The 22,527-nt window shown below is 70.6% G+C and carries 19 protein-coding genes; 10 read left to right on the top strand and 9 right to left on the bottom strand.

What is annotated here, in order from left to right; all coding sequences use genetic code 11:
• Nucleotides 1-62 precede the first annotated feature (62 nt).
• Genes AC1RS9_RS00940 through AC1RS9_RS00925 form a run of 4 tightly spaced genes read right to left on the bottom strand, consistent with a single transcriptional unit; the run spans nucleotide 63 to nucleotide 5,508 of the window.
• Complete coding sequence (locus AC1RS9_RS00940) at nucleotides 63-1,493, bottom strand: DNA polymerase IV (protein ID WP_492920211.1); 1,431 nt, start codon at nucleotides 1,491-1,493, stop codon at nucleotides 63-65.
• The gene (locus tag AC1RS9_RS00935; protein ID WP_006945434.1) at nucleotides 1,490-2,536 is read right to left on the bottom strand and encodes a glucose 1-dehydrogenase; all 1,047 of its coding nucleotides are present in this window, start codon (nucleotides 2,534-2,536) and stop codon (nucleotides 1,490-1,492) included. Before AC1RS9_RS00935 ends, AC1RS9_RS00940 begins: the two co-directional genes overlap by 4 nt.
• Before the next feature lie 29 nt (nucleotides 2,537-2,565).
• The gene (locus AC1RS9_RS00930) at nucleotides 2,566-4,677 is read right to left on the bottom strand and encodes a RecQ family ATP-dependent DNA helicase (RefSeq protein WP_492920209.1); all 2,112 of its coding nucleotides are present in this window, start codon (nucleotides 4,675-4,677) and stop codon (nucleotides 2,566-2,568) included.
• 48 nt (nucleotides 4,678-4,725) lie between these two features.
• Nucleotides 4,726-5,508 (bottom strand): lysophospholipid acyltransferase family protein, encoded by a 783-nt coding sequence (locus tag AC1RS9_RS00925; protein WP_115296223.1) that lies wholly within the window; start codon nucleotides 5,506-5,508, stop codon nucleotides 4,726-4,728.
• 32 nt (nucleotides 5,509-5,540) lie between these two features.
• Between AC1RS9_RS00925 and AC1RS9_RS00920 the strand changes: the two genes are divergently transcribed.
• From AC1RS9_RS00920 to AC1RS9_RS00910, 3 genes are read left to right on the top strand one after another with little or no spacing between them, the layout of a single operon-like run.
• Nucleotides 5,541-6,329: a HipA family kinase gene (locus AC1RS9_RS00920; RefSeq protein ID WP_006945433.1), complete on the top strand. Its 789-nt coding sequence runs from the start codon at nucleotides 5,541-5,543 to the stop codon at nucleotides 6,327-6,329.
• A complete protein-coding gene (locus AC1RS9_RS00915; protein WP_038568213.1) occupies nucleotides 6,326-6,703 on the top strand; it encodes a DUF3037 domain-containing protein in 378 nt (125 codons plus the stop codon). The genes AC1RS9_RS00920 and AC1RS9_RS00915 overlap by 4 nt, the downstream gene beginning before the upstream one ends.
• 55 nt (nucleotides 6,704-6,758) lie before the next feature.
• A complete protein-coding gene (locus AC1RS9_RS00910) occupies nucleotides 6,759-7,301 on the top strand; it encodes a YbhB/YbcL family Raf kinase inhibitor-like protein (RefSeq protein ID WP_006945378.1) in 543 nt (180 codons plus the stop codon).
• A 101-nt stretch (nucleotides 7,302-7,402) separates the two neighbouring features.
• Here AC1RS9_RS00910 and AC1RS9_RS00905 read toward each other — a convergent pair whose 3' ends face one another.
• Complete coding sequence (locus AC1RS9_RS00905) at nucleotides 7,403-8,209, bottom strand: TrmH family RNA methyltransferase (protein WP_492920206.1); 807 nt, start codon at nucleotides 8,207-8,209, stop codon at nucleotides 7,403-7,405.
• Between the two features lie 6 nt (nucleotides 8,210-8,215).
• The gene (locus AC1RS9_RS00900; protein WP_492920204.1) at nucleotides 8,216-9,004 is read right to left on the bottom strand and encodes an ABC transporter ATP-binding protein; all 789 of its coding nucleotides are present in this window, start codon (nucleotides 9,002-9,004) and stop codon (nucleotides 8,216-8,218) included.
• A gap of 173 nt (nucleotides 9,005-9,177) precedes the next feature.
• Here AC1RS9_RS00900 and AC1RS9_RS00895 point away from each other — a divergent pair, with 173 nt between their 5' ends.
• From AC1RS9_RS00895 to AC1RS9_RS00885, 3 genes are read left to right on the top strand one after another with little or no spacing between them, the layout of a single operon-like run.
• Nucleotides 9,178-9,819 (top strand): GntR family transcriptional regulator, encoded by a 642-nt coding sequence (locus tag AC1RS9_RS00895; protein WP_492920202.1) that lies wholly within the window; start codon nucleotides 9,178-9,180, stop codon nucleotides 9,817-9,819.
• A gap of 56 nt (nucleotides 9,820-9,875) precedes the next feature.
• Complete coding sequence (locus AC1RS9_RS00890; protein ID WP_115296219.1) at nucleotides 9,876-11,162, top strand: MFS transporter; 1,287 nt, start codon at nucleotides 9,876-9,878, stop codon at nucleotides 11,160-11,162.
• Between the two features lie 25 nt (nucleotides 11,163-11,187).
• Nucleotides 11,188-11,949, top strand: a complete 762-nt coding sequence (locus AC1RS9_RS00885) for an Rv1486c family protein (protein WP_074039325.1) — start codon at nucleotides 11,188-11,190, stop codon at nucleotides 11,947-11,949.
• Nucleotides 11,950-12,013: 64 nt separating this feature from the next.
• Here AC1RS9_RS00885 and glgA read toward each other — a convergent pair whose 3' ends face one another.
• Nucleotides 12,014-13,225, bottom strand: coding sequence for a glycogen synthase (glgA, locus tag AC1RS9_RS00880; protein ID WP_074039327.1), 1,212 nt, complete (start codon nucleotides 13,223-13,225; stop codon nucleotides 12,014-12,016).
• 62 nt (nucleotides 13,226-13,287) lie between these two features.
• Here glgA and glgC point away from each other — a divergent pair, with 62 nt between their 5' ends.
• From glgC to cphA, 4 genes are all read left to right on the top strand, one after another.
• A complete protein-coding gene (gene glgC, locus AC1RS9_RS00875; RefSeq protein WP_038568253.1) occupies nucleotides 13,288-14,541 on the top strand; it encodes a glucose-1-phosphate adenylyltransferase in 1,254 nt (417 codons plus the stop codon).
• Nucleotides 14,542-14,647: 106 nt separating this feature from the next.
• On the top strand, nucleotides 14,648-15,919 hold the full coding sequence (gene serB / locus AC1RS9_RS00870; protein WP_074039328.1) for a phosphoserine phosphatase SerB: 1,272 nt from the start codon (nucleotides 14,648-14,650) through the stop codon (nucleotides 15,917-15,919).
• A gap of 10 nt (nucleotides 15,920-15,929) precedes the next feature.
• On the top strand, nucleotides 15,930-16,820 hold the full coding sequence (locus AC1RS9_RS00865; RefSeq protein ID WP_074039330.1) for a cyanophycinase: 891 nt from the start codon (nucleotides 15,930-15,932) through the stop codon (nucleotides 16,818-16,820).
• Between the two features lie 35 nt (nucleotides 16,821-16,855).
• Complete coding sequence (gene cphA / locus AC1RS9_RS00860; RefSeq protein ID WP_074039332.1) at nucleotides 16,856-19,690, top strand: cyanophycin synthetase; 2,835 nt, start codon at nucleotides 16,856-16,858, stop codon at nucleotides 19,688-19,690.
• Between the two features lie 105 nt (nucleotides 19,691-19,795).
• Here cphA and AC1RS9_RS00855 read toward each other — a convergent pair whose 3' ends face one another.
• On the bottom strand, nucleotides 19,796-21,673 hold the full coding sequence (locus AC1RS9_RS00855; RefSeq protein ID WP_240742492.1) for a Mur ligase family protein: 1,878 nt from the start codon (nucleotides 21,671-21,673) through the stop codon (nucleotides 19,796-19,798).
• 72 nt (nucleotides 21,674-21,745) lie between these two features.
• Nucleotides 21,746-22,507 carry an enoyl-ACP reductase FabI gene (gene fabI / locus AC1RS9_RS00850; protein WP_074039334.1) on the bottom strand — a complete coding sequence of 254 codons (762 nt, stop codon included), beginning with the start codon at nucleotides 22,505-22,507 and terminating at the stop codon, nucleotides 21,746-21,748.
• Nucleotides 22,508-22,527 lie beyond the last annotated feature (20 nt).

The following is a 22,527-nucleotide window of genomic DNA, read 5'->3' as shown; positions in this document are numbered from 1 at the left end:
CTTCGTACCTGCAATCTACGTGGAACGCTCGTCCGGTTCGACCCGAGAACCTAACGATTACCTCACGGCGACGCGGCAGCGGCGTCGTCCCAGGCCGGCGGTTCGCCGGGCGTCAGCGCCGGATCGTCCACGGCGAAGGTACGCACCGGACCCTTCGGGGTGAGCGGGCCCTCGAACCGGACGGTGACGCGGCCACGCCCTGAACCCCACACCCAACCCGCGCCGAACTCGTCGTGATGCACGTCCATGCCGGGGCGCCACGACGGCGTCGTGCCGGGGCTGAAACGCGTCGTCAACTCCTGAGGCAGGGTCGACGGCGCCTCGTCGGCGTCGGGGTCAGCGTCGTCGCTGCTGGGGGTGGCGGCTGTCGACGACTCACCGACAGCCTCGGGAAAGGCCGGCGTGTCGACGGGAGCCTCGAGTTCGAACAGCCCCGACTGCGCGTGCGTGACGAAACCGCTGACGCCCACACCGATGAGACGCACACCCTGCGCGAGGTCGAGCCCGTCGAGCAGGCGCTGAGCCGTGCGGGCGATGACGTCGGCGTCACGGCTCGGGGTCGGTGATGTCGAGCTGCGCGTCAACGAACTGAAGTCAGGAAGGCGCACCTTGAGGTGCACGGTGCGCCCGAAGACTCCGGCCTTCTCGCAGCGAGCGGAGACGGCCTGCGCGATGCGCTCGATCTCGCGGCGCAGCACGGCGCGATCGTGGACGTCGCGTTCGAACGTCTCCTCGTGCGAGACGCTCTTCGCCTCGCGGGTGAGGGTGAGGTCCCGATCGTCGCGGGCGCGCGCCAGTTCGTGGAGGGAATGCCCGTGACGCTCACCGAAGATGCTGACGAGGTCGACGTGCGTCATCGCGCGCAGCTGTTCGACCGTCTCGACACCGAAGGTGCGCAGCCGCGCCGCAGTCGCCGGGCCGACGCCGCTGATCGCGCGCACCGACATCGGCGCGAGGAACTCGAGCTCGCTGCCCGGTTCGACGACGGTGATGCCCGCCGGCTTGTTCAGGTCGGAGCCGATCTTCGCGAGCATCTTCGACGACGCCGCCCCCGCGCTGACGCCCAAACCGCCCGTTGCGTTGGCGACGTCACGGCGCAGGGTCTCGAGCACCTCGCGCACGTGCGCGGTGCTCGAGACATCGAGGTCGGCGCCGCGCAGGTCGACGTACGCCTCATCGATCGAGACCTGCTCGACGAGCGGCGACAGCTCGCGCAGCACGGCCATGACGGCGAGCGACGACGCGCGGTACGCCTCGAACCGTGGCGAGAGGAACGCCGTGCCGGCCGGGCAGATGGCCCGTGCCTCGGCGGTGCTCATCGCACTGCGGGCGCCGAACGCTCGCGCCTCGTACGACGCCGTCGAGACGACGCCGCGCAGGCCGGTACCACCGACGATGACGGGGCGTCCACGTAGGCTCGGCTTGTCGCGCTGCTCGACCGAGGCGAAGAACGCGTCGAGGTCGACGTGGACGATGCTGGCGTCGTCTCTCACACCAGGTCGATGACCACCTTGACGTCGCCGTCGCGGCGCTCGAAGGCCTCGGCGAACTTCTCGAGCGGCACGCGTCGCGTGATGAGTCGCTCCAGCCAGGCGTTGTCGGCCTTCGCGAGCACCTCGGCCGCGCCCTGGTAGTGACGCAGGTTCGCGTTGACCGAGCCGACGACGACTCCGTTGTCGAGCACGAGGTCGCGGTTGATGTGGCCCAGGTCGACCTCTTGCTCCTTCGGCGCGGAGATGCCCGTCAGGCACACGATGCCGTAGGGCACGTTGTTGGCGAGCACGCCCGAGATGACGGGCACCGCGCCGGTGGCCTCGATGACGACGTCGGGGGCGATCTGCTGCATCTGTTCCACGACGTCGCCCGTGACGTAGGTGGCGCCGAGGTCGCGCACGAGCTCGGGCTTGAGACCGTCGGTGGGCCGGTCGAGGACGTAGACGTCGAGGCCCTTCTGGGCGCCGATGAGCGCGCCGAGCAGACCGATCGGCCCGGCACCGGTGACGAGTACCTTCTTCGGCGCGAACGTCGCGCGGGCGCCGATGCGCTCGACCTGCTCCCAGGCCTTCGTCACGACGGTCGTCGGCTCGAGCAGCACGCCGACCTTCTCCAGCGACGGGTCGAGCTTGACGGCGTGGTCGGCGGGGATGCTCCAGCGCTGCGAACCGAACCCGTGGATCTGCTTGATGCCGTGCTCGGTGTACTCGCCGTTGCGGCACATGTCCCACTCCCCCGCGGCGCACGCGACGCACGGCACGGTGTCGGGCATGCGGACGATGCCGACGACGAGGTCGCCCTCGGCGAAGTCGGAGCCCTCGGGAGCCTGCAGGACGCGCCCGAGCGACTCGTGGCCGAGGACGAGGCGCTCGGCGCCCTCGGGCGCCCAGCCGTAGGCACCGTCGGCGATCTCGTGGTCGGTGCCGCACACGCCGAGGGCGATGCCCTCGACGAGCAGGTCGCCGGGCCCGGGCGTCGGGTCGGGCATGTCGGTGACGGCGAGGGAATCCTTGCTCAGGGGCAGGACGGTGAGTGCGCGCATGACTCCAACTCTAGGCCCCGGGCAGGAGGTCATCCGACGCTTCGGTGGACCAGCAGCGGCAGGACGCAGACGGCGCCCGCCTCGCGTAGCGCGGCCGCGGCGACGGTGGGCTCCCACGTCGTCGACGAGGTGTCGACGACGAGCAGGACGCTCGCTCCCGCGACCTGCGGAGCGCTCCCGGCGAGGGCTTCGCGCCACGCGGTCGCCACCTCGGCGCCCGAGGCATCGCCGACGTTGGGCGGCACGACGTTCCACGTCGTGTGCGGCAGCTTGCCCGCGGCGCCGAGGTGCGCGGCCAGCGACTCGACCCGGGCGGTGCTGACCTCGCCCGAGCCGACCCGCGTCGGCAGCGCGACGATGCATGAGGGGCGCTGGCGCCACGTCTTCGACCAGGCCGCGAGCACGCGCACCGCGGATTCCTGCAGCGCCTGCGACGCCTCCTGCGTGCCCTGGGCGCGCCGATCCTCTCGCCGCTCGTCCTCCCACTCGGCTGCGTCGGCGTGGATGAGCACCCGCCCGGGGTCGGCGGCGAGGTTCGCGGGGATGCGCCCGCGGGTGCCGAACGCGCCACCGGGCCACATCTTGCGCGGTTCGAGGGTGACGGTCTCGGCGCGCAGCACCGCCGCGATGCGTTCGAGCGTCGCGGGGTCGATGTCCGTCGTCAGCGGCTCGGGCAGGTGGCCCAGGCAGACCGAGCACTGGCCGCAGTCGGCGGCCTCGGGGTCGTCGAGGGCCGTGCGCAGAAGCTTCATGAGGCACTGGGCGCCGGCGATGTAGCGGCGCATGATGTCGGCCTCGCGCTCCCGCGTCGCGATGACGCCCGCGTAGTGCTCCTCGTCGAAGCTCCACTCGACGCCGGTGGCACGCCAGCCGTCGGGGGTGCGCTCGACGACGCCGTCGACGGCGAGTTGCTTGAGCAGCAGCTCGACCCGGTTGCGTCGCAGGCCCGTCTCCGCGTCGAGGGCCACGACGCTCATCGGCTCGGCCGCGGCCTGCAGTGCGGTCAGGAGCGTCGCGACCTGCTCCTTCTTCGGGATCGTCGCCGTCGCGAAGTACTCCCAGATGTTCTCGTCGCCCGCGGCGGGCAGCAGCGCGACGACGGCCGAGTCGATGGCACGGCCCGCTCGCCCGATGTGCTGGTAGTACGACACCGGTGACGCCGGCGCGCCGAGGTGGACGACGAAACCGAGGTCGGGCTTGTCGTAGCCCATCCCGAGCGCTGACGTCGCGATCAGCGCCTTGACACGGTTGTGGCGCAGATCATCCTCGAGCTGTTCTCGCTGAGCCGCCTCGAGCTGACCGGTGTACGCAGCGACGGGCAGCTCGTCACCGTGCGCGGCCGTCACGGCCGCCGCGAGACGCTCGGCGTCCGCGACCGTCAGGGTGTAGACGATGCCACTGCCCGGCAGTGACGCGAGATGGTCGACGACCCACGCGTAGCGCTGCAACGCCGTCATCTCCGGCAGCACCGCGAGGTGCAGCGACGAGCGGGCGAGCGGCCCCCGCAGCACGAGGGAGGCCTCCCCCAGCTGCTGCGCCAGATCCTCGGTGACGCGCTCGTTGGCCGTCGCCGTCGTCGCGAGCACGGGTGTCGCCGGGTTGAGCGTCGTCAGGACGTCGGCGACGCGGCGGTAGTCGGGGCGGAAGTCGTGCCCCCAGTCGGACAGGGCGTGCGCCTCGTCGATGACGAGCAGCCCCAGATCACCCGCGAGCGAACGCATGACGCGTTCACCGAACGTCGGGTTCGCGAGGCGCTCTGGCGAGACGAGCAGCACGTCGAGCTGCCCGGCCGTCACGGCCTGCTCGATGGCGCCCCAGGCGTCGAGGTTGCCGGAGTGGATCGCAGCGGCCCGCAACCCCGCACGCTCGGCGGCGGCCACCTGGTCGCGCATGAGGCTGAGCAGTGGTGAGACGACCAGCGTCGGGCCCGCGCCGCGGCTGCGGGCGATCGCCGTCGCCACCCAGTAGACGGCCGACTTGCCCCACCCCGTCGCCTGGACGACGACGACGCGCGCGCCCGGCCGACCGAGCGCCTCGACCGCGACGCGCTGATCGTCGCGCAGGCGAGCGTCCGGCCCGGCCAGGGCGTGCAGCACGGAGGAGGCGACGGCGTCGAAGCCGGTGTCGTGTTCAGCGTTCATGGGACGAACTGTGGCACGAGACACCGACAACCCCAGAACGACGCGGATTCAGCCCTGCGACGAGGACGCCGCCGCAGCCTTCTCGGCACGCTTGCGACGCCGCTCGGCGGCGATGCGGGCGTCGTCGGCCTCGGCCTCCTCGAGCGTCGGCGCGGTGCCACCCATGGAGGCGGGCAGGAACTCGAGGTCGGCGCCGCTCAGCGTCGGGTAATTCGCGCGTGCCGCGTCGAGCAGCTTCTGCATCGCGTCCTTGACGCGCTGCGTGTTCTCCTCGGGGCTGAGCGTCTCGTCGTACGTCATCGGCTCACCGACGGCGACGGTGATCGGCGTGTTCGTGCGCCCGAGACGCTTCGGCTTGCCCTTCGTCCACACACGCTGCGAACCCCACAGGATCATCGGCACGATCGGCACCCCGGCCTCCTGCGCCATGCGCACGCCGCCGGTCTTGAAGGACTTGAGCTCGAATGAGCGGGAGATCGTCTCCTCCGGGAAGATGCCGACGAGCTCGCCGCGCTTCAGGGCAGCGACGGCGTCGCGGTAGCTCTGCGCGCCGTTGCCGCGCTCGACGGCGATGTGCTTCATGCCGCGCATGAGCGGGCCCGAGATCTTGTGGTCGAAGACCTCCTTCTTCGCCATGAATCGGATGACGCGGCGCTGCTTGATCGCCGGGAAGCCCGCGTACGTGAAGTCCATGTACGACAAGTGGTTCATCATGACGACGGCGCCACCGGTGCGCGGCAGGTTCTCGGAGCCGACGAGGGTGAACTTGAGCCCCTGCGCGGCGAAGAGGCTGCGCGCAATGGCGAGAACGGGAGGGTAGACGAGTTCCATGTCCACCAGCCTAATCCCGCTAGGCTGACGCGGTGCTGCAACAGATCGAGGCGACGCGCTTCGTCGTCCCCCTGCGTGAGGGCGGCTCGCTGCCCGGCGTCGTCGAGGGTTCCGACCTCGGCACGTGGGTCGTCAAGTTCCGCGGAGCCGGCCAGGGGCTCAAGGTGCTCGTCGCCGAGGTCGTCGTCGGCGAACTCGCCCGTGCGCTCGGCCTGCGGGTGCCCGAGCTCGAGCTCGTCGAGCTGCCGGAGGCCATCGCGAAGTACGAGGCCGACGAGGAGGTGCAAGATCTGCTGACGGCGAGCGTCGGGCTCAACCTCGGCGTCGACCTGCTGCCGGGCGCCTTCGCCTATGACGGCTCCATCCCGCCGCCCGCCGACGAGGCCGCCACGATCCTGTGGCTCGATGCGTTCACCGCGAACATCGACCGCACCCCGCACAACCCGAACCTCGTGCGCTGGCACGGGCAGACGTGGTGCATCGACCACGGTGCGGCGCTGTACTTCCACTACTCGTGGCCGTCGAAGGGCTCCCACCCGGAGCGTTTCGCGGCGCAGCGCTTCGATCTGGGCTCCCACATCATGGCCGGGGTGGTCGACCCCTCGCCCGCGGCCGCAGCGGCCGCACACGAGCGTCTTGCTGCGCTCGTCACCCCTGGCCTGTTGCGCGAGATCCTGACGCTCGTGCCCGACGAATGGCTCGAGACGAGTGAGTCGATGCCGCACGCCGACGACGTGCGCGCCGCCTACGTCGAGAACCTGCTCGCGCGCCTCGCCGCCCCGCAAGCATGGTCGCCGGCGTTCGCGGGTGAGATGCGATGAGCGTCGGCTACCAGTACGTCGTGCTGCGTCTCGTGCCGTCGATCGAGCGCGAGGAGTTCCTCAACGTCGGCGTCGCGCTCTACGCGCAGATGGCCGATTTCCTCGACGCCCGTTTCCACCTCGACGCAGCCCGCCTCGCCGCGTTCGCTCCGACGCTCGCCGCCGCAGACGTCGAGCAGTCGCTCGCCTCGCTGTGCGCCGATGTGCGCGGCGAGCCGTGCCCCGGGCGCCCTGACCTGCCGAAGCTGGGGCAACGCTTCGGCTGGATCAGCGCGCCGCGTTCGACGATCGTCCAGCCGGGCCCGATGCACGGCGGGGTCAGCAACGACCCGGGCGCCACCCTCGAACGTCTCGTCGACCGGCTCGTGCGCTGAGCTGGCTCAGGCCCATACCCGCTCAATCCTGGTGCGCGGTCGGTAGGGTCGAACCATGAGCATCGAACGAGCCACTGCGCCCAACCCCTACGACCACCTGCCGGTGTTCCCGGCCCTCACCGTCACGAGCACGAGCTTCAGCGACGGCGGCGACCTCACCGAGGCGTATGTCTACGACGGCTGGGGCGTGAACGGGCAGAACGTCTCGCCGCAGCTGTCGTGGAGCGGTGCGCCGGAGACGACGACGTCGTACGTCGTCACCTGCTTCGACCCTGATGCGCCGACCCCGTCGGGCTTCTGGCACTGGGCGATCGCAGGCATCCCGGCGGACGTCACCGAACTCGCCGAGGGCGCCGGATCGGGTGACGCCGCGTTGCCCGAGGGCGCCTTCCACGTCGCCGGTGATGGCGGCGTCAAGGGCTGGATGGGGCCGTGCCCGCCCGGAGGTGACGGCAAGCACCGATACATGTTCGCGGTCCACGCGATCGAGGGTGACCCTCTCGCGATCGACGACTCGGTCACGCCCGCCGTCCTCAGCTTCAACGCCGTCTTCCAGACCGTCGCACGCGGCGTCACGACGGGCCTGTACGGTCACTGATCGTCCCGGCCACTGATCTCAGCGGCTGCCAGCCGACACAGCACGAGGCCCCGATGCCCACGAGTGGATGCTCGTCGACGTCGGGGCCTCGGCGCGCCCCGTCACACGCGTAGCGTGTACATCGCGACGGCGCTGGCGGCCGCGACGTTGAGCGAGTCGACGCCACCTGCCATTGGGATGCGGACGGTGACGTCGCACGCGGCGACCGTTCGCGTTCCGAGGCCGTCGCCCTCGGTGCCCATGACGAGCGCGAGGCGTTCGGGCTCACGCGCCGCGAGTTCGTCAAGCGTTACGGAATCGTCAGCCAGCGCCATCGCGGCGACCGTCCATCCGGCCTCCTGAAGTCGCGTCACCGAGCCGGGCCACGGGTCCATGCGCGTCCACGGCACCTGGAACACGGTGCCCATCGACACGCGCACCGAGCGGCGGTACAGCGGATCTGCGCAGCGCGGGGTGACGAGGACGGCGTCGACGCCGAGCGCCGCGGCCGATCGGAAGATGGCACCGACGTTCGTGTGATCGACGATGTCCTCGAGCACGACGACGCGCCGCGCGTCACGCAGCAGTTCTTCGGGCAAGGCCAGCGCGGGGCGGTTCATCGACGCGAGAGCCCCGCGGTGCAGATGGAAACCCGTCATCGACTCGATGACGTCGGCCTCCCCCACGTACACGGGGACGTCGGCGGCCTCGGCGTCCGCGACGATGTCGGCGAGGTCGTCGAGCCAGCGCTGGCCCATGAGGAAGCTGCGGGGACGGTCGCCGCGCGCGAGGGCGCGGCGGATGACCTTCTCGCTCTCGGCGATGTAGAGGCCGCGCTCGGTTTCGAGCTTCTTGCGCAGCGCGACGTCGGTGAGGCGGAAGTAGTCGGCGACGCGGTCGTCGTCGGGTGAGGTGATGCGGATCGGCACCGGCGATCAGGCCTGCGCGGCGCGGGCGCTCCAGCGCTCACCGTGACGATCGAGCTCGAGCGCGAGACCGAACGTCTCCGAGAGTTTCTCGGCCGTTAGCGTCGACTCGATCGGGCCGGCGGCGACGACGCGGCCCTCGCGCAGCATGAGGATGTCGGTGAAGCCCGGCGGGATCTCCTCGACGTGGTGGGTGACGAGCACGAGCGCCGGTGCGTCGACGTCCTCGGCGAGCGCGGTGAGGCGCTGCACGAGGTCTTCGCGGGCACCGAGGTCGAGCCCGGCGGCGGGCTCGTCGAGCAGCATGAGCTCGGGGTCGGTCATGAGGGCGCGGGCGATGAGGACGCGCTTGCGCTCCCCCTCGCTCAGCGTGCCGAAGCGACGCTCGGCGAGTTGCGCGGCGCCGAGGTCGTCGAGCAGCTCGCGTGCGCGTTCGTGGTCGAAGCTGTCGTACTTCTCACGCCAGCGTCCCACCATGCCGTAGCTCGCGGTGACGACCACGTCGGAGACCTTCTCACCGGCGGGGATGCGCTCGGCGAGGGCCGCCGTCGCGAGGCCAATGCGGGGGCGAAGCTCGAACACGTCGACGGCGCCGAGCACTTCGCCGAGGATGCCGGCGACGCCCGTCGAGGGGTGCATGCGACCGGCGGCGACGTTGAGCAGTGTCGACTTGCCGGCGCCGTTGGGGCCGACGACGACCCAGCGCTCGCCTTCCTCCACCTCCCACGAGACGTCGTCGAGCAGCTTCTGCGCGCCGCGCGTGACACCGATCCCGGAGAAGGACAACACATCGCTCATACCCGTGACCCTACTGACTCGACGGGGTCGAATGCCACGCGACACGGCACGGATGACGTCGTGGACGCGCCTGGCGCCCAACCGACACGGGTGTAAGCTACAACTTGTATCTATGTTGCGTCGAACGCCTAGCACCGTGGGCAGCAGACCGACCACCCGAACGAGGAGCGAGCATGAGCGAGCCGAAGATCTCCGCGGCCGACGCGGTCTACCGCGAGGTGAAGGGCCGCATCCTCGACGGCTCGATCGCCGGTGGCGCCCTCATCAGCGAGGGTGAGATCTCGGAACTGCTCGATGTCTCCCGCACCCCCGTGCGCGAGGCGTTCGTCCGGCTGCAGGCCGAGGGGTGGATGACGCTGTACCCCAAGCGCGGCGCACTCGTGCGCGCAGTCGAACCGCGCGAGGTGCGTGACGTCGTCGAGGCACGCATCGCGGTGGAGTCGCGTGCGGCGCGCAGCGTCGTCGAGGCGCAGGAGCACCGCGACGTCGCCACAGATCTCGGCGAGATCCTGCGCCGTCAGCGCCAGAGCCTCGAAACCGGCGACCACGACGACTTCACCGAGACCGACTGCGTGTTCCACACCCACCTCGTCGCGGCCGGTGGCAACGCCATCCTCACCGAGTTCTACGAGCGTCTCGGGGAACGTCAGCGCCGCATGGCCGCGCGCATCCTGTGGAAGGACGATCGCCGCTGCCGCGACGTCCTCACCGCCCACGCCCGTCTCGTCGACCTCGTCGCCGCGGGCGACGCGACCGGTTTCGAGCAGGAGCTGACGGCGCACCTGCACCACTCCTACGACGGGCTGCTCCCCTGAGCCTCTCGCCCACCCGAGTTCACCCCACTCACCCACACCCGACGAAAGGCCCCCGCGTGTCACTCGACACCCCGACCCGCACCACCAGCCACGAACGCGTCACGACGAGCGTCGACTCCCCCGAGCGCGCCGGCGCCGGGGGCGCGCGGGCCGCCTGGCTGCCGGTCGGGGCGGCGATGTTCACCGTCGCGTGGGGTGGCAACCAGTTCACGCCGCTGCTCGGGCTCTACCGTGACATCGACGCGCTCTCGACGGGCGCCGTCGACCTGCTGCTCGGTGCGTACGTGCTCGGCATCATGCCAGCGCTGCTGCTCGGCGGGCCGGCCTCCGACCGCTGGGGCCGTCGCCCGCTCATGCTGCCCGCGCCGATCCTCGCGATCATCGCGTCGGTGCTGCTCGCCGTCGGCTCCGGGTCGCCGGCCGTGCTCTTCGTCGGCCGCATCTTCTCCGGCCTGGCGCTCGGGCTCGCCATGGTTGTCGGCGGCTCGTGGATCAAAGAACTGTCGAGCCCGCCGTTCGACGCCGAGGCCGACGCCGCCGCGGGCGCGCGTCGCGCCTCCATCAGCCTGACGGCCGGATTCGCGCTCGGCGCCGCTACCGCCGCGGCGCTTGCCCAGTTCGCGCCGCTGCCCGCGGAGCTGTGCTACCTCGTCCACCTCGTCATCACGGCGGCGAGCTTCGTGCTCCTGACGCGCGCCCCCGAGACGCATGCCGCCCAAGAGATGCCGGGACGCTTCCTCGACGACCTGCGCGTGCCCGCTGCGGGCCACCGTCGCTTCCTGTTCGTCGTCCTGCCGATGGCGCCGTGGGTGTTCGGCTGCGCGGGATGCGCCTATGCCGTGCTGCCCGCCGTCATGGGTGATCGCACCGGCTCGTTCGGCATCGCCTTCTCGGGCCTGCTGTGCCTCGTCGCGCTCGGCTGCGGGCTGTTCATCCAGCAGGTCGGCAAGCGCTTCGACGACGTCAGCTCCGCGCGCGCCATCATCATCGCCCTGACGATGACGCTGCCCGGCCTCGGCATCGCCGCACTTGCAGCGCGACTCGTCAGCCCGTGGCTCGCGCTCGTCGCGGCCGCCGTCCTCGGTCTCGCCTACGGCATGCTGCTCGTCTCCGGCCTGCAGGAGGTGCAGCGCATCGCCGGTCCCGAGGACCTCGCGGGACTGACGGCTGTCTACTATTCGATCACCTACCTCGGCTTCTTCGTGCCCGCCGCGCTCGCCGTCGTCAGCCACTGGCTGAGCTACCCCGTGATGTTCGTCGGTGGCGTCGTGCTCGCCGCGCTGAGCCTCGGCGTCGTCCTGATGTTCTCGCGCAAGCACCTTCCGTCGGCTCTGGCGCACTGACCTGTCGCCACTAGGCTGGGCGATCGTGTACGAACTGCCTGCCTCCGTGCGCCTCGCCCTGTGGGCCACGCACGCCATCGCCGCCGATCGCCCGCTCAGCGAGGCGCTCGGCGCCGCGCTGCCCGACGTCGACGCCGTCGAGGGTGGCCTGCCGCGCCTCGAACTGTGGCGAGACCTCGGCGAACGCATCGTCTGCGTCGACCTGCCCCGCCCGGGGCTCCACGGCGGTTTGCTGCCGCCCGGCGGACCCGCGACGCAGGCTGCGATAGAAGCCGGAGAATGCCTGTTCGTGCCGTCGCTCGGCGGGGTTCTCGTGCCGCGGCTGGAGTATTACGGGCCGGCCGGTGACGAGGGCCTCAAGCTCACGCTCGAACCGCACGACAGCGACCCGATTCCGATCCACCGCCTCGAGGCACTCGCCCTGGCCGACATCGACCGGCGCTTCCGCGAGGCGTTGCTGGCGCATGTCGGGGTGCTCGAATCCCTGCAGATCGCACCGTTCCTCGGCTCCTCGGCCCGCGAGCGCGTCGACGAACGCCTCGACGGCGCGCGCTGGGCGTTGCCACCGGGCCTGCACCCGCGGGCGCTGCGCATCATCACGACGGCCGGCCTCGTCGTCGCCGCCCTCGACGAGGCACTGACGACGAGCGGCGGCCTCGACGCGGGTAGCGTCGCAGCGCGCGAGCGCACGCTGCGCTCCCTGCTCGACGAGGCCGAACTCGCTCTCGCACAGGCCGCGACGGCGGCTGCCATCGGCCTCGCACACGACGCTGCCCGCCCTCGATGAGGACGGGCAGCGTTGATCGCGCGTTGCGGTGTGCTCAGAGCGGCGTGTCTCCGGCAATGACGTATCAGGCCGTACGGGAGCCTTCGAGCACCGTCGCGTAGACCTGCTGGGTGCGCTCGGCGATCGCGTCCCACCCGAAGTGCTCGACGGCGCGCTGACGCCCGGCTCGACCCCGTCGGCGGGCCTCTTCGACGTCGGAGGTCGCCTCGGTGAGGGCGCGCGCCAGATCGGCGACGAACGTATCGGGGTCGACGGGCGTACCGGTTCCGTCGTTCACCTGCTCGATCGGCACGAGCCAGCCCGTCTCGCCGTCGACGACGACCTCGGGGATGCCGCCGGTCGCGGTTGCGACGACGGCCGCTTCGCACGCCATCGCCTCGAGGTTCACGATGCCGAGGGGTTCGTACACCGACGGGCAGACGAACGTCGTGGCCTGCGACAGCAGCGCGACGACCTCCTCGCGCGGCAGCATGTCGGGAATCCACACGACGCCGTCGCGCTCGGCGCGCAGCTGGTCGATGAGGCCCTCGACCTCGGCGAGGATCTCGGGGGTGTCGGGCGCGCCCGCGCAGAACACGAGCTGCACGTTCGCAGGCACCTGACGCATCGCACGCAGCAGGAACGGCACGCCCTTCTGACGCGTGATGCGCCCGACGAACACGATGCTCGGACGCTCGGGGTCGACCCCATGACGGCGCGCGATCTCGAAGGCGGCGTCGCTGCGGTCGGGCGCCCAGGCCTGTGCGTCGATGCCGTTGTGGACGACATGGACCTTCGCCGGGTCGAGCTGCGGGTAGCTCGCGAGGACGTCCTTGCGCATGCCCTCGGAGACGGCGATGACGGCGGCCGCGCCCTCGTAGGCGGTGCGTTCGATGAAGGAGGAGATCGCGTAGCCGCCGCCGAGCTGTTCGGCCTTCCATGGCCGCATCGGCTCGAGGCTGTGCGCGCTCACGACGTGCGGGATGCCGTGGAGCATCGAGGAGAGGTGGCCGGCGAAGTTGGCGTACCAGGTGTGCGAGTGCACGACGTCAGCGCCGGCGACGGCGGGCACCATCGTCAGGTCGACGCCGAGGGTCTTGAGGGCGCCGTTCGCGTCGGCGAGTTCGGGAAGGTCGGGAAAGCCCTGCGTGCCCGGCTCGTCGATCGGTTCGCCGAACGCGCGGACCTGGGTGTCGATTCCGCTGCTGCGCAGCGCCTTGACGAGCTCGGCCACGTGCACGCCGGCCCCGCCGTAGATGTTGGGCGGATATTCCTTGGTCAGGATGTCGACTCTCACCCATGAACGTTATCCGCGCCGAGGGGTGTGAGGGAAGCCACGTCGGGGCATATTCTCGTCACATGCCAAACCGTGGAGGCCCCAAGATTCTCGCCATCGTCCTCGCCGGCGGCGAGGGCAAACGTCTCATGCCGCTGACGGCGGACCGGGCCAAGCCCGCCGTGCCGTTCGGTGGCATCTACCGCCTCATCGACTTCGCGCTGAGCAACCTCGTCAACTCGAACTACCTGCACATCGTCGTGCTGACGCAGTACAAGTCGCACAGCCTCGATCGTCACGTCACCACGACGTGGCGCATGAGCTCCCTGCTCGGCAACTACGTGACGCCGGTGCCCGCGCAGCAGCGTGTCGGCAAGAACTGGTACCTCGGTTCGGCCGACGCGATCTACCAGAGCCTCAACCTCATCCACGACGAGAAGCCCGACTACGTCGTCGTCGTCGGTGCCGACCACGTCTACCGCATGGACTTCGCCGACATGGTTGATGCGCACATCGCCTCGGGTGCGAAGGCGAGCGTCGCCGCGATCCGTCAGCCGATCTCGCTCGCCGACCAGTTCGGCGTCATCGACGTCGACCCGCAGAACCCGGCGCGCATCCGCGCCTTCCTCGAAAAGCCCACCGACCCGCAGGGGCTGCCGGACAGCCCCGACGAGGTGCTCGCCTCGATGGGCAACTACGTCTTCTCCACCGACGCGCTCATCGAGGCGGTCACACGTGATGCCGACCTGGAGGACAGCAAGCACGACATGGGCGGCGACATCATCCCCGCCTTCGTCGAGCGGGGTGAGGCGTTCGTCTACGACTTCAAGGACAACGAGATCCCCGGCGCGGAGGATCGCGACCGCGGGTACTGGCGCGACGTCGGCACGATCGACTCCTACTTCGACGCCCACATGGACCTCGTCTCGATCCACCCGATCTTCAACCTCTACAACGACCGCTGGCCGATCCACACGACGTCCGGCATGAGCCTGCCGCCCGCGAAGTTCGTCCATGGCAGCCACGGGCGCACCGGCACCGCCGTCGACTCGATCGTCTCCCCCGGCTGCATCATCTCCGGCGCGACGGTCAGCCACTCGGTGCTCTCGCCCAACGTCGTCGTGCGCTCGTTCAGCGACATCGACTCCTCGATCCTGCTCGACGGCGTCAAGGTCGGACGCTCGTGCATCGTGCGCCGCGCCATCATCGACAAGGACGTGACGCTGCCCGACGGCACCCACATCGGCATCGACCACGACGCCGACCGCGCCCGCGGCTTCACCGTCACCGACTCCGGCATCGTCGTCGTCGGCAAGGGCACCGTCGTGACCCCCTGATCGAGCTACGCCCCTGGGGGTGAGGCCGATTCGCGCTCGCGCGCGGGTCGGCCTCACGTCGTGAACACCGGATGCGAGCGCGGCGCCTTCACGCTATGAATGAGGGGTGAACAACGACGCGCGCCGCACCGACCTGTTGGGCCTGACGTTCCAGGGCACCGACTCCCCCGGGCTGTTCCACGAGCTCACCGACGCGATGACGAAGTTCGGCGTCGAGATCGTCGACGTCGGCCAGGCCGTCCTCGGCGGTGGCATCACGCTGTCGTTCCTCGTCAGCGCAGCCGAACCCGACGAACTCGTCCTCGAGATGAAGCGCCTCGCCCGCCTGCGCTCGCTCGCCCTGACGCTCGCCGAGGGCATGAGCGACGACGTCGTGCGCCTGCCCGGACGCGCCGTCGTCACGCTGCTCGCACCGACGCTGCCCGCCGAGGCCCTCGCGGAGATCTCGGCCGAGGTCGTCCACCACGGCGGCAACATCGACCGCGTGCGCCGCCTCGCGCGCACGCCGGTCACCGCGATCGAGCTCGACGTCTCGGGCGTCGAGGTCGTCGAGCTGCGCCGCCGGGTGCTCGAGGCCTCGCACGAGACGGGGTGTGACGCGAGCGTCGCCGAGGCCGGGCTCGCGCGCCGTGGCCGCCGACTCGTCGTCCTCGACGTCGATTCGACGCTCATCCAGGACGAGGTCATCGAACTGCTCGCCGCCCGCGCGGGCCGCGAGGCAGAGGTGGCGGAGGTGACCGAGCGCGCCATGCGCGGCGAGATCGACTTCGCCGAATCGCTGCACGAACGCGTCGAGGCCCTCGCGGGGCTGCCCGCGAGCGTGCTCGACGAGGTGCGCGCCGAGATCCGCCTCACGCCCGGCGCCCGCACGCTCGTGCGCACCCTCAAGCGGCTCGGCTTCACCGTCGGCGTCGTCTCCGGCGGCTTCATCGAGGTTGTCGCGCCGCTCGCCGCCTCCCTCGGCATCGACCACGCGCGCGCCAACACCCTCGAGATCGTCGACGGCGCCCTGACCGGGCGAGTCCTCGGCGACGTCGTCGACCGCGAGGGAAAGGCACGTGCGCTCGCCGCGTTCGCCGAGGCCGAGCACCTGCCGCTGGAGCGCACCGTGGCGATCGGCGACGGCGCCAACGACCTCGACATGCTCGCCCTCGCGGGCCTCGGCATCGCGTTCAACGCCAAGCCCGTCGTGCGGGCGCAGGCGGATGCCTCTGTCAACGTCCCATACCTCGACAGTGTCCTGTTCTTCCTCGGCATCAGCCGCGACGACATCGAGGAAGCCGACGACCTCGATGCGCTCGAGACGCCCGATGGTGCGACCGTCATGCTCGACGTGACGGACGTGGACGCCGCTGCGGCGACGCAGCGTGACGCCTAACATATGGCGCATGCCTGAACGTAGCGACCCCCGACGCTCCCTGCTCATCATCGGCGGCGCCGAGGACAAGATCGGCCGTGTGACCATCCTGCGCCGCTTCGTGCGCCTCGCCGGCGGCCGCAAGTCGAACATCGTCGTCATCCCGACGGCATCGTCGATGGCGGACGAGGTCATCGAGGTGTACTCGACCGTCTTCACACGCCTCGGCTGCCCGAGCGTGGGCAGCGTCGACCCGCAGTCGCGCGTCGACTCATCCTCAGAAGAACTCGCCGAGCGCATCGACGCCGCGAGCGGCATCTTCATCTCCGGCGGCAACCAGCTCAAGCTGAGCCAGCTCATCGTCGGCACGCCCCTCGGCAAGGCCATCCTGCGCGCCCACGAGCGCGGCGCCGTCATCGCCGGCACGAGCGCCGGCGCGTCGATCATGAGCCAGTTCATGATCTCGATGGGCGAGGAGGGCGTGACGCCCCGTCAGCGCGCGAGCCAGCTGACGCAGGGCCTCGGCCTCGTGCCGGGCGTCATCATCGACCAGCACTTCGACCAGCGCTCGCGTTACGGGCGCCTGCTCTCCCTCGTCGCCGGCTCACCGAGCCTGCTCGGCATGGGCATCGACGAGGACACCGCCGCGGAGATCACCAACGGACGGGAGATGACGATCATCGGCTCCGGCGCCGTATTCGTCGTCGACGCCCGCATGGCGCAGACCGACGCGCACGAGGCACGCCGCGACGCACCGCTGCTCGTCACCGGTGCCGTCGTGCACTCGCTGCCCTACGGGGCGACCTTCGACCTGGAGACGGCCACGCTGACCGACTTCGTCGAACAGCACGCCGACGTAGCGGTCACCGCGGCGAAGGACCAGCACGACACCGCGACCGCTGCCGCCGCGCTGCGTCACTGATCGCGTCCACGTCGTTTCGAGGGGAAGAACAGAACATGACCGTCATCGACATCCCGCCGGCACCGGGCCCCATCGAGCCGTCGCTGCGCATCGTCAGCACGCGCGTCTACCGCGGCCCGAACGTGTGGTCCTACGACCCCGCGATCCACCTCGTCGTCGATCTCGGCGTGCTCGAGTACTACCCGACGCACGCGATCCCCGGCTTCGCGGATCGCCTCGTCGAACTCTTCCCCGGCCTGCAGCACCACTCGTGCTCGCGTGGCAAGGAGGGCGGCTTCGTCGAGCGCCTCCACGAGGGCACCTGGCTCGGCCACGTCGCCGAGCACCTCGCGCTGCAGCTGCAGCAGGAGGCCGGGCACGACGTGCGCCGCGGCAAGACGCGCGGAGTCAAGGGCGAGGAGGGGCGCTACAACGTCGTCTACGCCTACCTCGAGGAGAGCGTCGGCATTGCCGCCGGCCAGCTCGCCGTGCGCATCGTCAACCACGTCGTGCACCCCGAGGACGGCTTCGACGTCGAGGCCGCGCTCGAGACGTTCCACGCTCTCGTGCAGCGCCGCGCGTTCGGCCCGTCGACGCAGGCGATCATCGACGAGGCCGTCAGCCGCGACATCCCGTGGACGCGCCTCAACGGCGCCTCCCTCGTTCAGCTCGGCCAGGGCGTGCACGCCCAACGCATCCGCGCGACGATGACGAGCCGCACGTCGGCCCTCGCCGTCGACATTGCGTGCGACAAGAGCCTGACGCTCGACCTGCTCGGCTCGGCCGGGCTGCCGGTGCCGAAGTCGGAGGTCGTGCGCACGCGTGAGGGCGCGATCCAGGCGGCTCGCGAGATCGGCTTCCCCGTCGTCGTCAAGCCGCTCGACGGCAACCACGGCCGCGGCGTGTGCCTGGACCTCACCGACGACGAGGCCGTCAGCGAGGCCTACGACATCGCGATGGCGCAGAGCCGGCGCGGCGTGCTGCAGGTCGAGTCGTTCGTCACCGGCAAGGACTACCGCTGCCTCATCATCGACGGCAGGATGGCGGCCATCGCCGAACGCGTACCCGCGCACGTCGTCGGTGACGGCGAGCACACCGTCGACGAGCTCATCGAACTGACGAACGCCGACCCGCGGCGCGGCTACGGGCACGAGAAGGTGCTGACGAAGATCAAGGTCGACGACGCCGCCCGCGACCTCGTCGCCGACCAGGGCTACGCGATGGACGCCGTCGTGCCCGAGGGCGAGACGGTCAAGCTCGCGCTGACGGGCAACATGTCGACCGGGGGCATCTCGATCGACCGCACCATGGACGCGCATCCCGACAATGTCGAGATCGCCGAGGAGGCCGCGCGCCTCATCGGCCTCGACGTCGCGGGCATCGACTTCATCTGCCCCGACATCACCGTCCCTGTACGTGAGACCGGCGGCGCGATCTGCGAGGTCAACGCCGCGCCCGGTTTCCGCATGCACACCCACCCGACGGTCGGTGAGCCGCAGTTCATCGCCAAGCCGGTCGTCGACCTGCTGTTCCCGCCCGGCTCGCCCTCGCGCGTTCCGATCGTCGCCGTCACCGGCACGAACGGCAAGACGACAACGTCCCGGATGCTCGCGCACATCATGAAGGGCCTCGGCAAGAAGGTCGGCATGACCTCGACCGACGGCATCGTCATCGACGAACGCCTGCTCATCACGCGTGATGCTTCCGGCCCCAAGTCAGCGAAGATGGTGCTGCAGAACCCGCGCGTCGACTTCGCGGTGCTCGAGGTGGCGCGCGGCGGCATCCTGCGCGAGGGCCTCGGCTACGACCGCAACGACATCGCCGTCGTCACCAACATCCAGAGCGACCACCTCGGCATGCGCGGCATCAACTCGCTCGAAGATCTCGCGAACGTCAAGCAGGTCATCGTCGAGGCCGTCCCGCGCGACGGGTTCGCCGTCCTCAACGCCGACGACGAGTACGTGCGCCGCATGCGACGCGTGTGCCGCGGCACGATCGTGTGGTTCTCGATGGAGGCGCCCGGTAGTCGCGTGCGCCAGTTCATCGACGAGCGCTGCGTGCGTGGCGACCGCGCCGTCGTGCTCGAGCCGACGGACAAGGGCGAGATGATCGTCCTCAAGCAGGGCCGACGCTCCATGCAGCTCGCGTGGACGCACCTGCTGCCGAGCACGTTCAGCGGCGCTGCGCGCATGAACGTCGCCAACGCCCTCGCCGCGGCCGGCGCCGCGTTCGCCGCGGGTGCCCCGCTGCACGACATCCGCCAGGGGCTGCGCACGTTCACGACGAGCTACTACCTCTCCCCCGGCCGCCTCAACCGCATCGAGGTCGACCACGCCGAGGTGTTCGTCGATTACTGCCACAACCCGGCCGGTCTGCAGCTGCTCGGCGAGTTCGTCGACCGCTACGTCGCCGGCAAGAACAAGTCGACGCGCGTGCAGCGCACCGTCGTCGTCGGCGCCGCCGGAGATCGACGGGACCAGGACATCCGCGAGATGGGCGAACTGGCCGCGAAATGGTTCGACCACGTCATCATCCGTGAGGACGACAACCTGCGGCGCCGCGCGCCCGGCGTGACCGCAGCCCTCGTCGCCGAAGGTGCCCAGCAGGCGATCGACTCGGGTGAGGCACGCGCCGCGAGCGTCGAGACGGTGCTCGACGAGCTCGAGGCGACACAGGTGGCGATCGACTCAGCGCGCGCCGGCGACCTCGTCGTCATCTGCGCCGACAAGCACGCCCGTGTCATGGCCGCGCTCGAGGACCTGACGCACCTCGCGACGCCCGGCGCCCACGCCGACGAGGCCGCTCACCCCGGCGACCCCGACTTCAGCCGCGACGCCGTGTTCGAGTCGCCCGAGGACGACGTGATCGACGAACTCCTGCCCAGCAGCTGACGCCGGCACACGACGAACCCCGGCCGCGATCCTGTGTGATCGCAGCCGGGGTTCGTCGTGTGGCGGGCGCTCGTCCGTGTTCCGGTCGCCTCGGCGAGCGTGCCGTCAGGGTGACTCGAGCAGTGCCTCGAGGCTCGTCGCCATGTCGCCGAAGACACTCGGTGACGTGTCGTGCGACGCCGCTCGTTCGAGCGCGTCGATGGCGATACGGACGTCGTCGCGTGCCTCGTCGGGCACCGAATCGATGGGGGCGTCGCCGCTGCCGCGAGCGGCCCGCACCTTGCGGCGGATCTCGCGTGGGCCGTCCGTCGTCGCGCCGTGCTCGAGCAGCCACGCGTGCAGTTCGGCCTGGTGGCTGTGCGTCATGACGGCGACGACGTCACCGTCGTGGGCAACGTCGAGCAAGCCACGCAGACCGTCGAGTTCGGTCTCGTGGCTCGCCTCCGCGTGCGCGCCCACATGCGACAGCCCATCGCGCAGGTGCTTCTCGAGGTCCTCCATCGTGCGACCGCGCAGGTAGTGCTCCTTGTGCACGACGTGGACGACGTCGGCGCCGCGCCCGGCGAGTTCGCCGAGGGCGACGAGGATCTCGTCGCTGCGATCGCCGCCGGTGCCGAGGCCGAGCAGCAGCCGCGAGCCGGGCGCGACGAGGCCGCGGCCGACGTCGAGCAGGGCCTCGAGGCCACCTTCGTTGTGCGCCATGTCGATGATCACGCTCGCTTGCTGATCTGCCCCGAGCGGGAGGCTGTAGACGTTCATGCGCCCCGGGTTGAGCGTCGCGTCGGGCGCGAAGGTCTTGAGGCCCTGGACGACGGCGCTGCGCGGCAGGCCAAGCGCGAGCGCCCCCGCTGCTCCCGCGAGCGCGTTGGCGACGTTGTGGCGCGACAGCCCGGCGAGCGTCATCGGTACGTCGTCGAGGCTGACGAGCATGTCGATGCCGCCGTCCTCGATGCACGCGATGAAGCCGTCGATGACGGTGAACGCCTTGCCGCGCGCCGCGCGCACCTCGCGGATGCAGGGGGCGTTGGGGTCGAGAGTGAACGCGACGAGCTGGGCGGGGGTGCCGACGCGCATCGCCCACACGCGCGGGTCGTCGCCGTTGAGCACGCACCAGCCGGAGGGTCGCGTCACCTTCGTGATGATCGCCTTGACCTCGGCGAGCTGGTCGACGGTGTTGATGCCGCCGCTGCCGAGGTGGTCGGACGTGACGTTCGTGACGACGCTGACGTCGTTGTACGGCACGCCCATGCCGCGGTTGAGCAACCCGCCGCGCGCGGTCTCGAGCACCGCGACCTCGAGCCCCGGCGTCGCGAGGACGGCCTGTGCGCCGGCCGGGCCGGAGTAGTCGCCGTGCTCGATGTGCTCACCCATGACGAGGACGCCGTCCGTCGAGCTCCACGCCGTCGTGCGCCCGGCCGTCATCGCGATGTGCGCGACAAGGCGCGTCGTCGTCGTCTTGCCGTTCGTGCCGGTGATCGAGATGACGGGGACGCGCGGCCGCGGCAGCGTCTCGCGCGGTCCCTGCTCGGCGTCTCTCACGTCGGCGGCGGCGCGCACACAGGCGCCGTTCGCGCGCTCGGTGTCGAGCAGATCGTCGAGGGCACGCGCGATGGCGCGCCCCAGTGCACGGCCACGTTCGCGCCGGTTCCACGGGAAGGCGACGACGTACTCGCCCGGCTCCTCCCCGTGGCGCACGCGCACGCCAAGACGGCCCGTGCCGCTCAGTTGAGCGATCTGACGCGTCACGACCTCCGCGAGGCGCATGACGCACCGGTCGCGCACGGGCCCGCCTGGTTCGCCGATCTTTGGGCGGCGGGAATCGAGGGCCCGAAACGCAGCGGAGACTGTCTCCTCGGGGGCCGCGCACCACGCCCCCAGGTCGAGGGTCGTCTTGATCGCCTGACGGGTGAAGTAGAGGTTGGGGCCATCGAGAACACGGTTGCCGAGCAACTCGACTCGCGCGTGCGCCGGTTCAGGAGTCATGGGCGAAAGCGTAGGCGTCCGGCGAGCGGGGCGCACCCACGGGACACGGGTTGGACGAGGCCGGCCCTGGTCCTACTGCCCCATCGCGTGCACGCCGCCGTCGACGTGGACGATCTCGCCGGTGGTCGCCGGGAACCAGTCGGACAGTAGCGCCGCGCAGGCGCGCGCGGCGGGCACCGGGTCGCCGACGTTCCACCCGAGCGGCGCGCGCTCGTCCCAGGTCTGCTCGAACTGCTCGAAGCCCGGGATGGACTTCGCGGCGGTCGTACGGATCGGGCCGGCAGCGACGAGGTTGCTGCGCAGCCCCTTGGGGCCGAGGTCGCGCGCGAGGTAGCGGTTGGTCGACTCGAACGCCGCCTTGGCGACGCCCATCCAGTCGTAGACGGGCCAGGCGAACTTCGCGTCGAACGTCAGCCCGACGATCGCGCCCCCCGGCGACATGAGGGGTTCGCAGGCGGCGGCCAGGGCCTTGAGCGAGTACGCGGACGCGTGCAGCGCCGTCGAGACGTCCTCCCACGTCGCGCTCATGAAGTCGAACGCGCCCTGGGGCGCGAAGCCGACCGAGTGCAGCACGCCGTCGAGTTCGCCGACGAGGGGGCGCACACGCTCGGCGAGCGTGTCGAGGTGCTCGGTGTTCGTCACGTCGAGTTCGACGACCTCGACGGGTTGCGGCAGGCGCCGACTGATCGTCTGGGTGATCTTCATCGTGCGCCCGAAGCTCGTGAGGACGACGTGCGCGCCCTCCTCCTGCGCGATGCGCGCGACGTGGAACGCGATCGAGGAGTCCATGAGGACACCCGTGATGAGGAGCTTCTTGCCTTCGAGCAGACCCATGGCCGGCCTTTCGTGATGGT

The organism is Dermacoccus sp. MPR-E5 (assembly GCF_058809565.1).
Note: the sequence above shows the minus strand (reverse complement) of the source record. Positions and strands in the feature narration are given on the sequence as shown.

Excerpts from the sequence above, each read along its gene's own strand:
- AC1RS9_RS00855 (WP_240742492.1), bottom strand. The coding sequence starts at position 21,673 with ATGACTCCTGAACCGGCGCACGCGCGAGTCGAGTTGCTCGGCAACCGT.
- AC1RS9_RS00915 (WP_038568213.1), top strand. The coding sequence starts at position 6,326 with ATGAGCGTCGGCTACCAGTACGTCGTGCTGCGTCTCGTGCCGTCGATC.
- fabI (WP_074039334.1), bottom strand. The coding sequence starts at position 22,507 with ATGGGTCTGCTCGAAGGCAAGAAGCTCCTCATCACGGGTGTCCTCATG.
- AC1RS9_RS00935 (WP_006945434.1), bottom strand. The coding sequence starts at position 2,536 with ATGCGCGCACTCACCGTCCTGCCCCTGAGCAAGGATTCCCTCGCCGTC.
- glgC (WP_038568253.1), top strand. The coding sequence starts at position 13,288 with ATGCCAAACCGTGGAGGCCCCAAGATTCTCGCCATCGTCCTCGCCGGC.
- AC1RS9_RS00865 (WP_074039330.1), top strand. The coding sequence starts at position 15,930 with ATGCCTGAACGTAGCGACCCCCGACGCTCCCTGCTCATCATCGGCGGC.
- AC1RS9_RS00895 (WP_492920202.1), top strand. The coding sequence starts at position 9,178 with ATGAGCGAGCCGAAGATCTCCGCGGCCGACGCGGTCTACCGCGAGGTG.
- AC1RS9_RS00930 (WP_492920209.1), bottom strand. The coding sequence starts at position 4,677 with ATGAACGCTGAACACGACACCGGCTTCGACGCCGTCGCCTCCTCCGTG.
- AC1RS9_RS00910 (WP_006945378.1), top strand. The coding sequence starts at position 6,759 with ATGAGCATCGAACGAGCCACTGCGCCCAACCCCTACGACCACCTGCCG.
- AC1RS9_RS00925 (WP_115296223.1), bottom strand. The coding sequence starts at position 5,508 with ATGGAACTCGTCTACCCTCCCGTTCTCGCCATTGCGCGCAGCCTCTTC.
- cphA (WP_074039332.1), top strand. The coding sequence starts at position 16,856 with ATGACCGTCATCGACATCCCGCCGGCACCGGGCCCCATCGAGCCGTCG.
- AC1RS9_RS00900 (WP_492920204.1), bottom strand. The coding sequence starts at position 9,004 with ATGAGCGATGTGTTGTCCTTCTCCGGGATCGGTGTCACGCGCGGCGCG.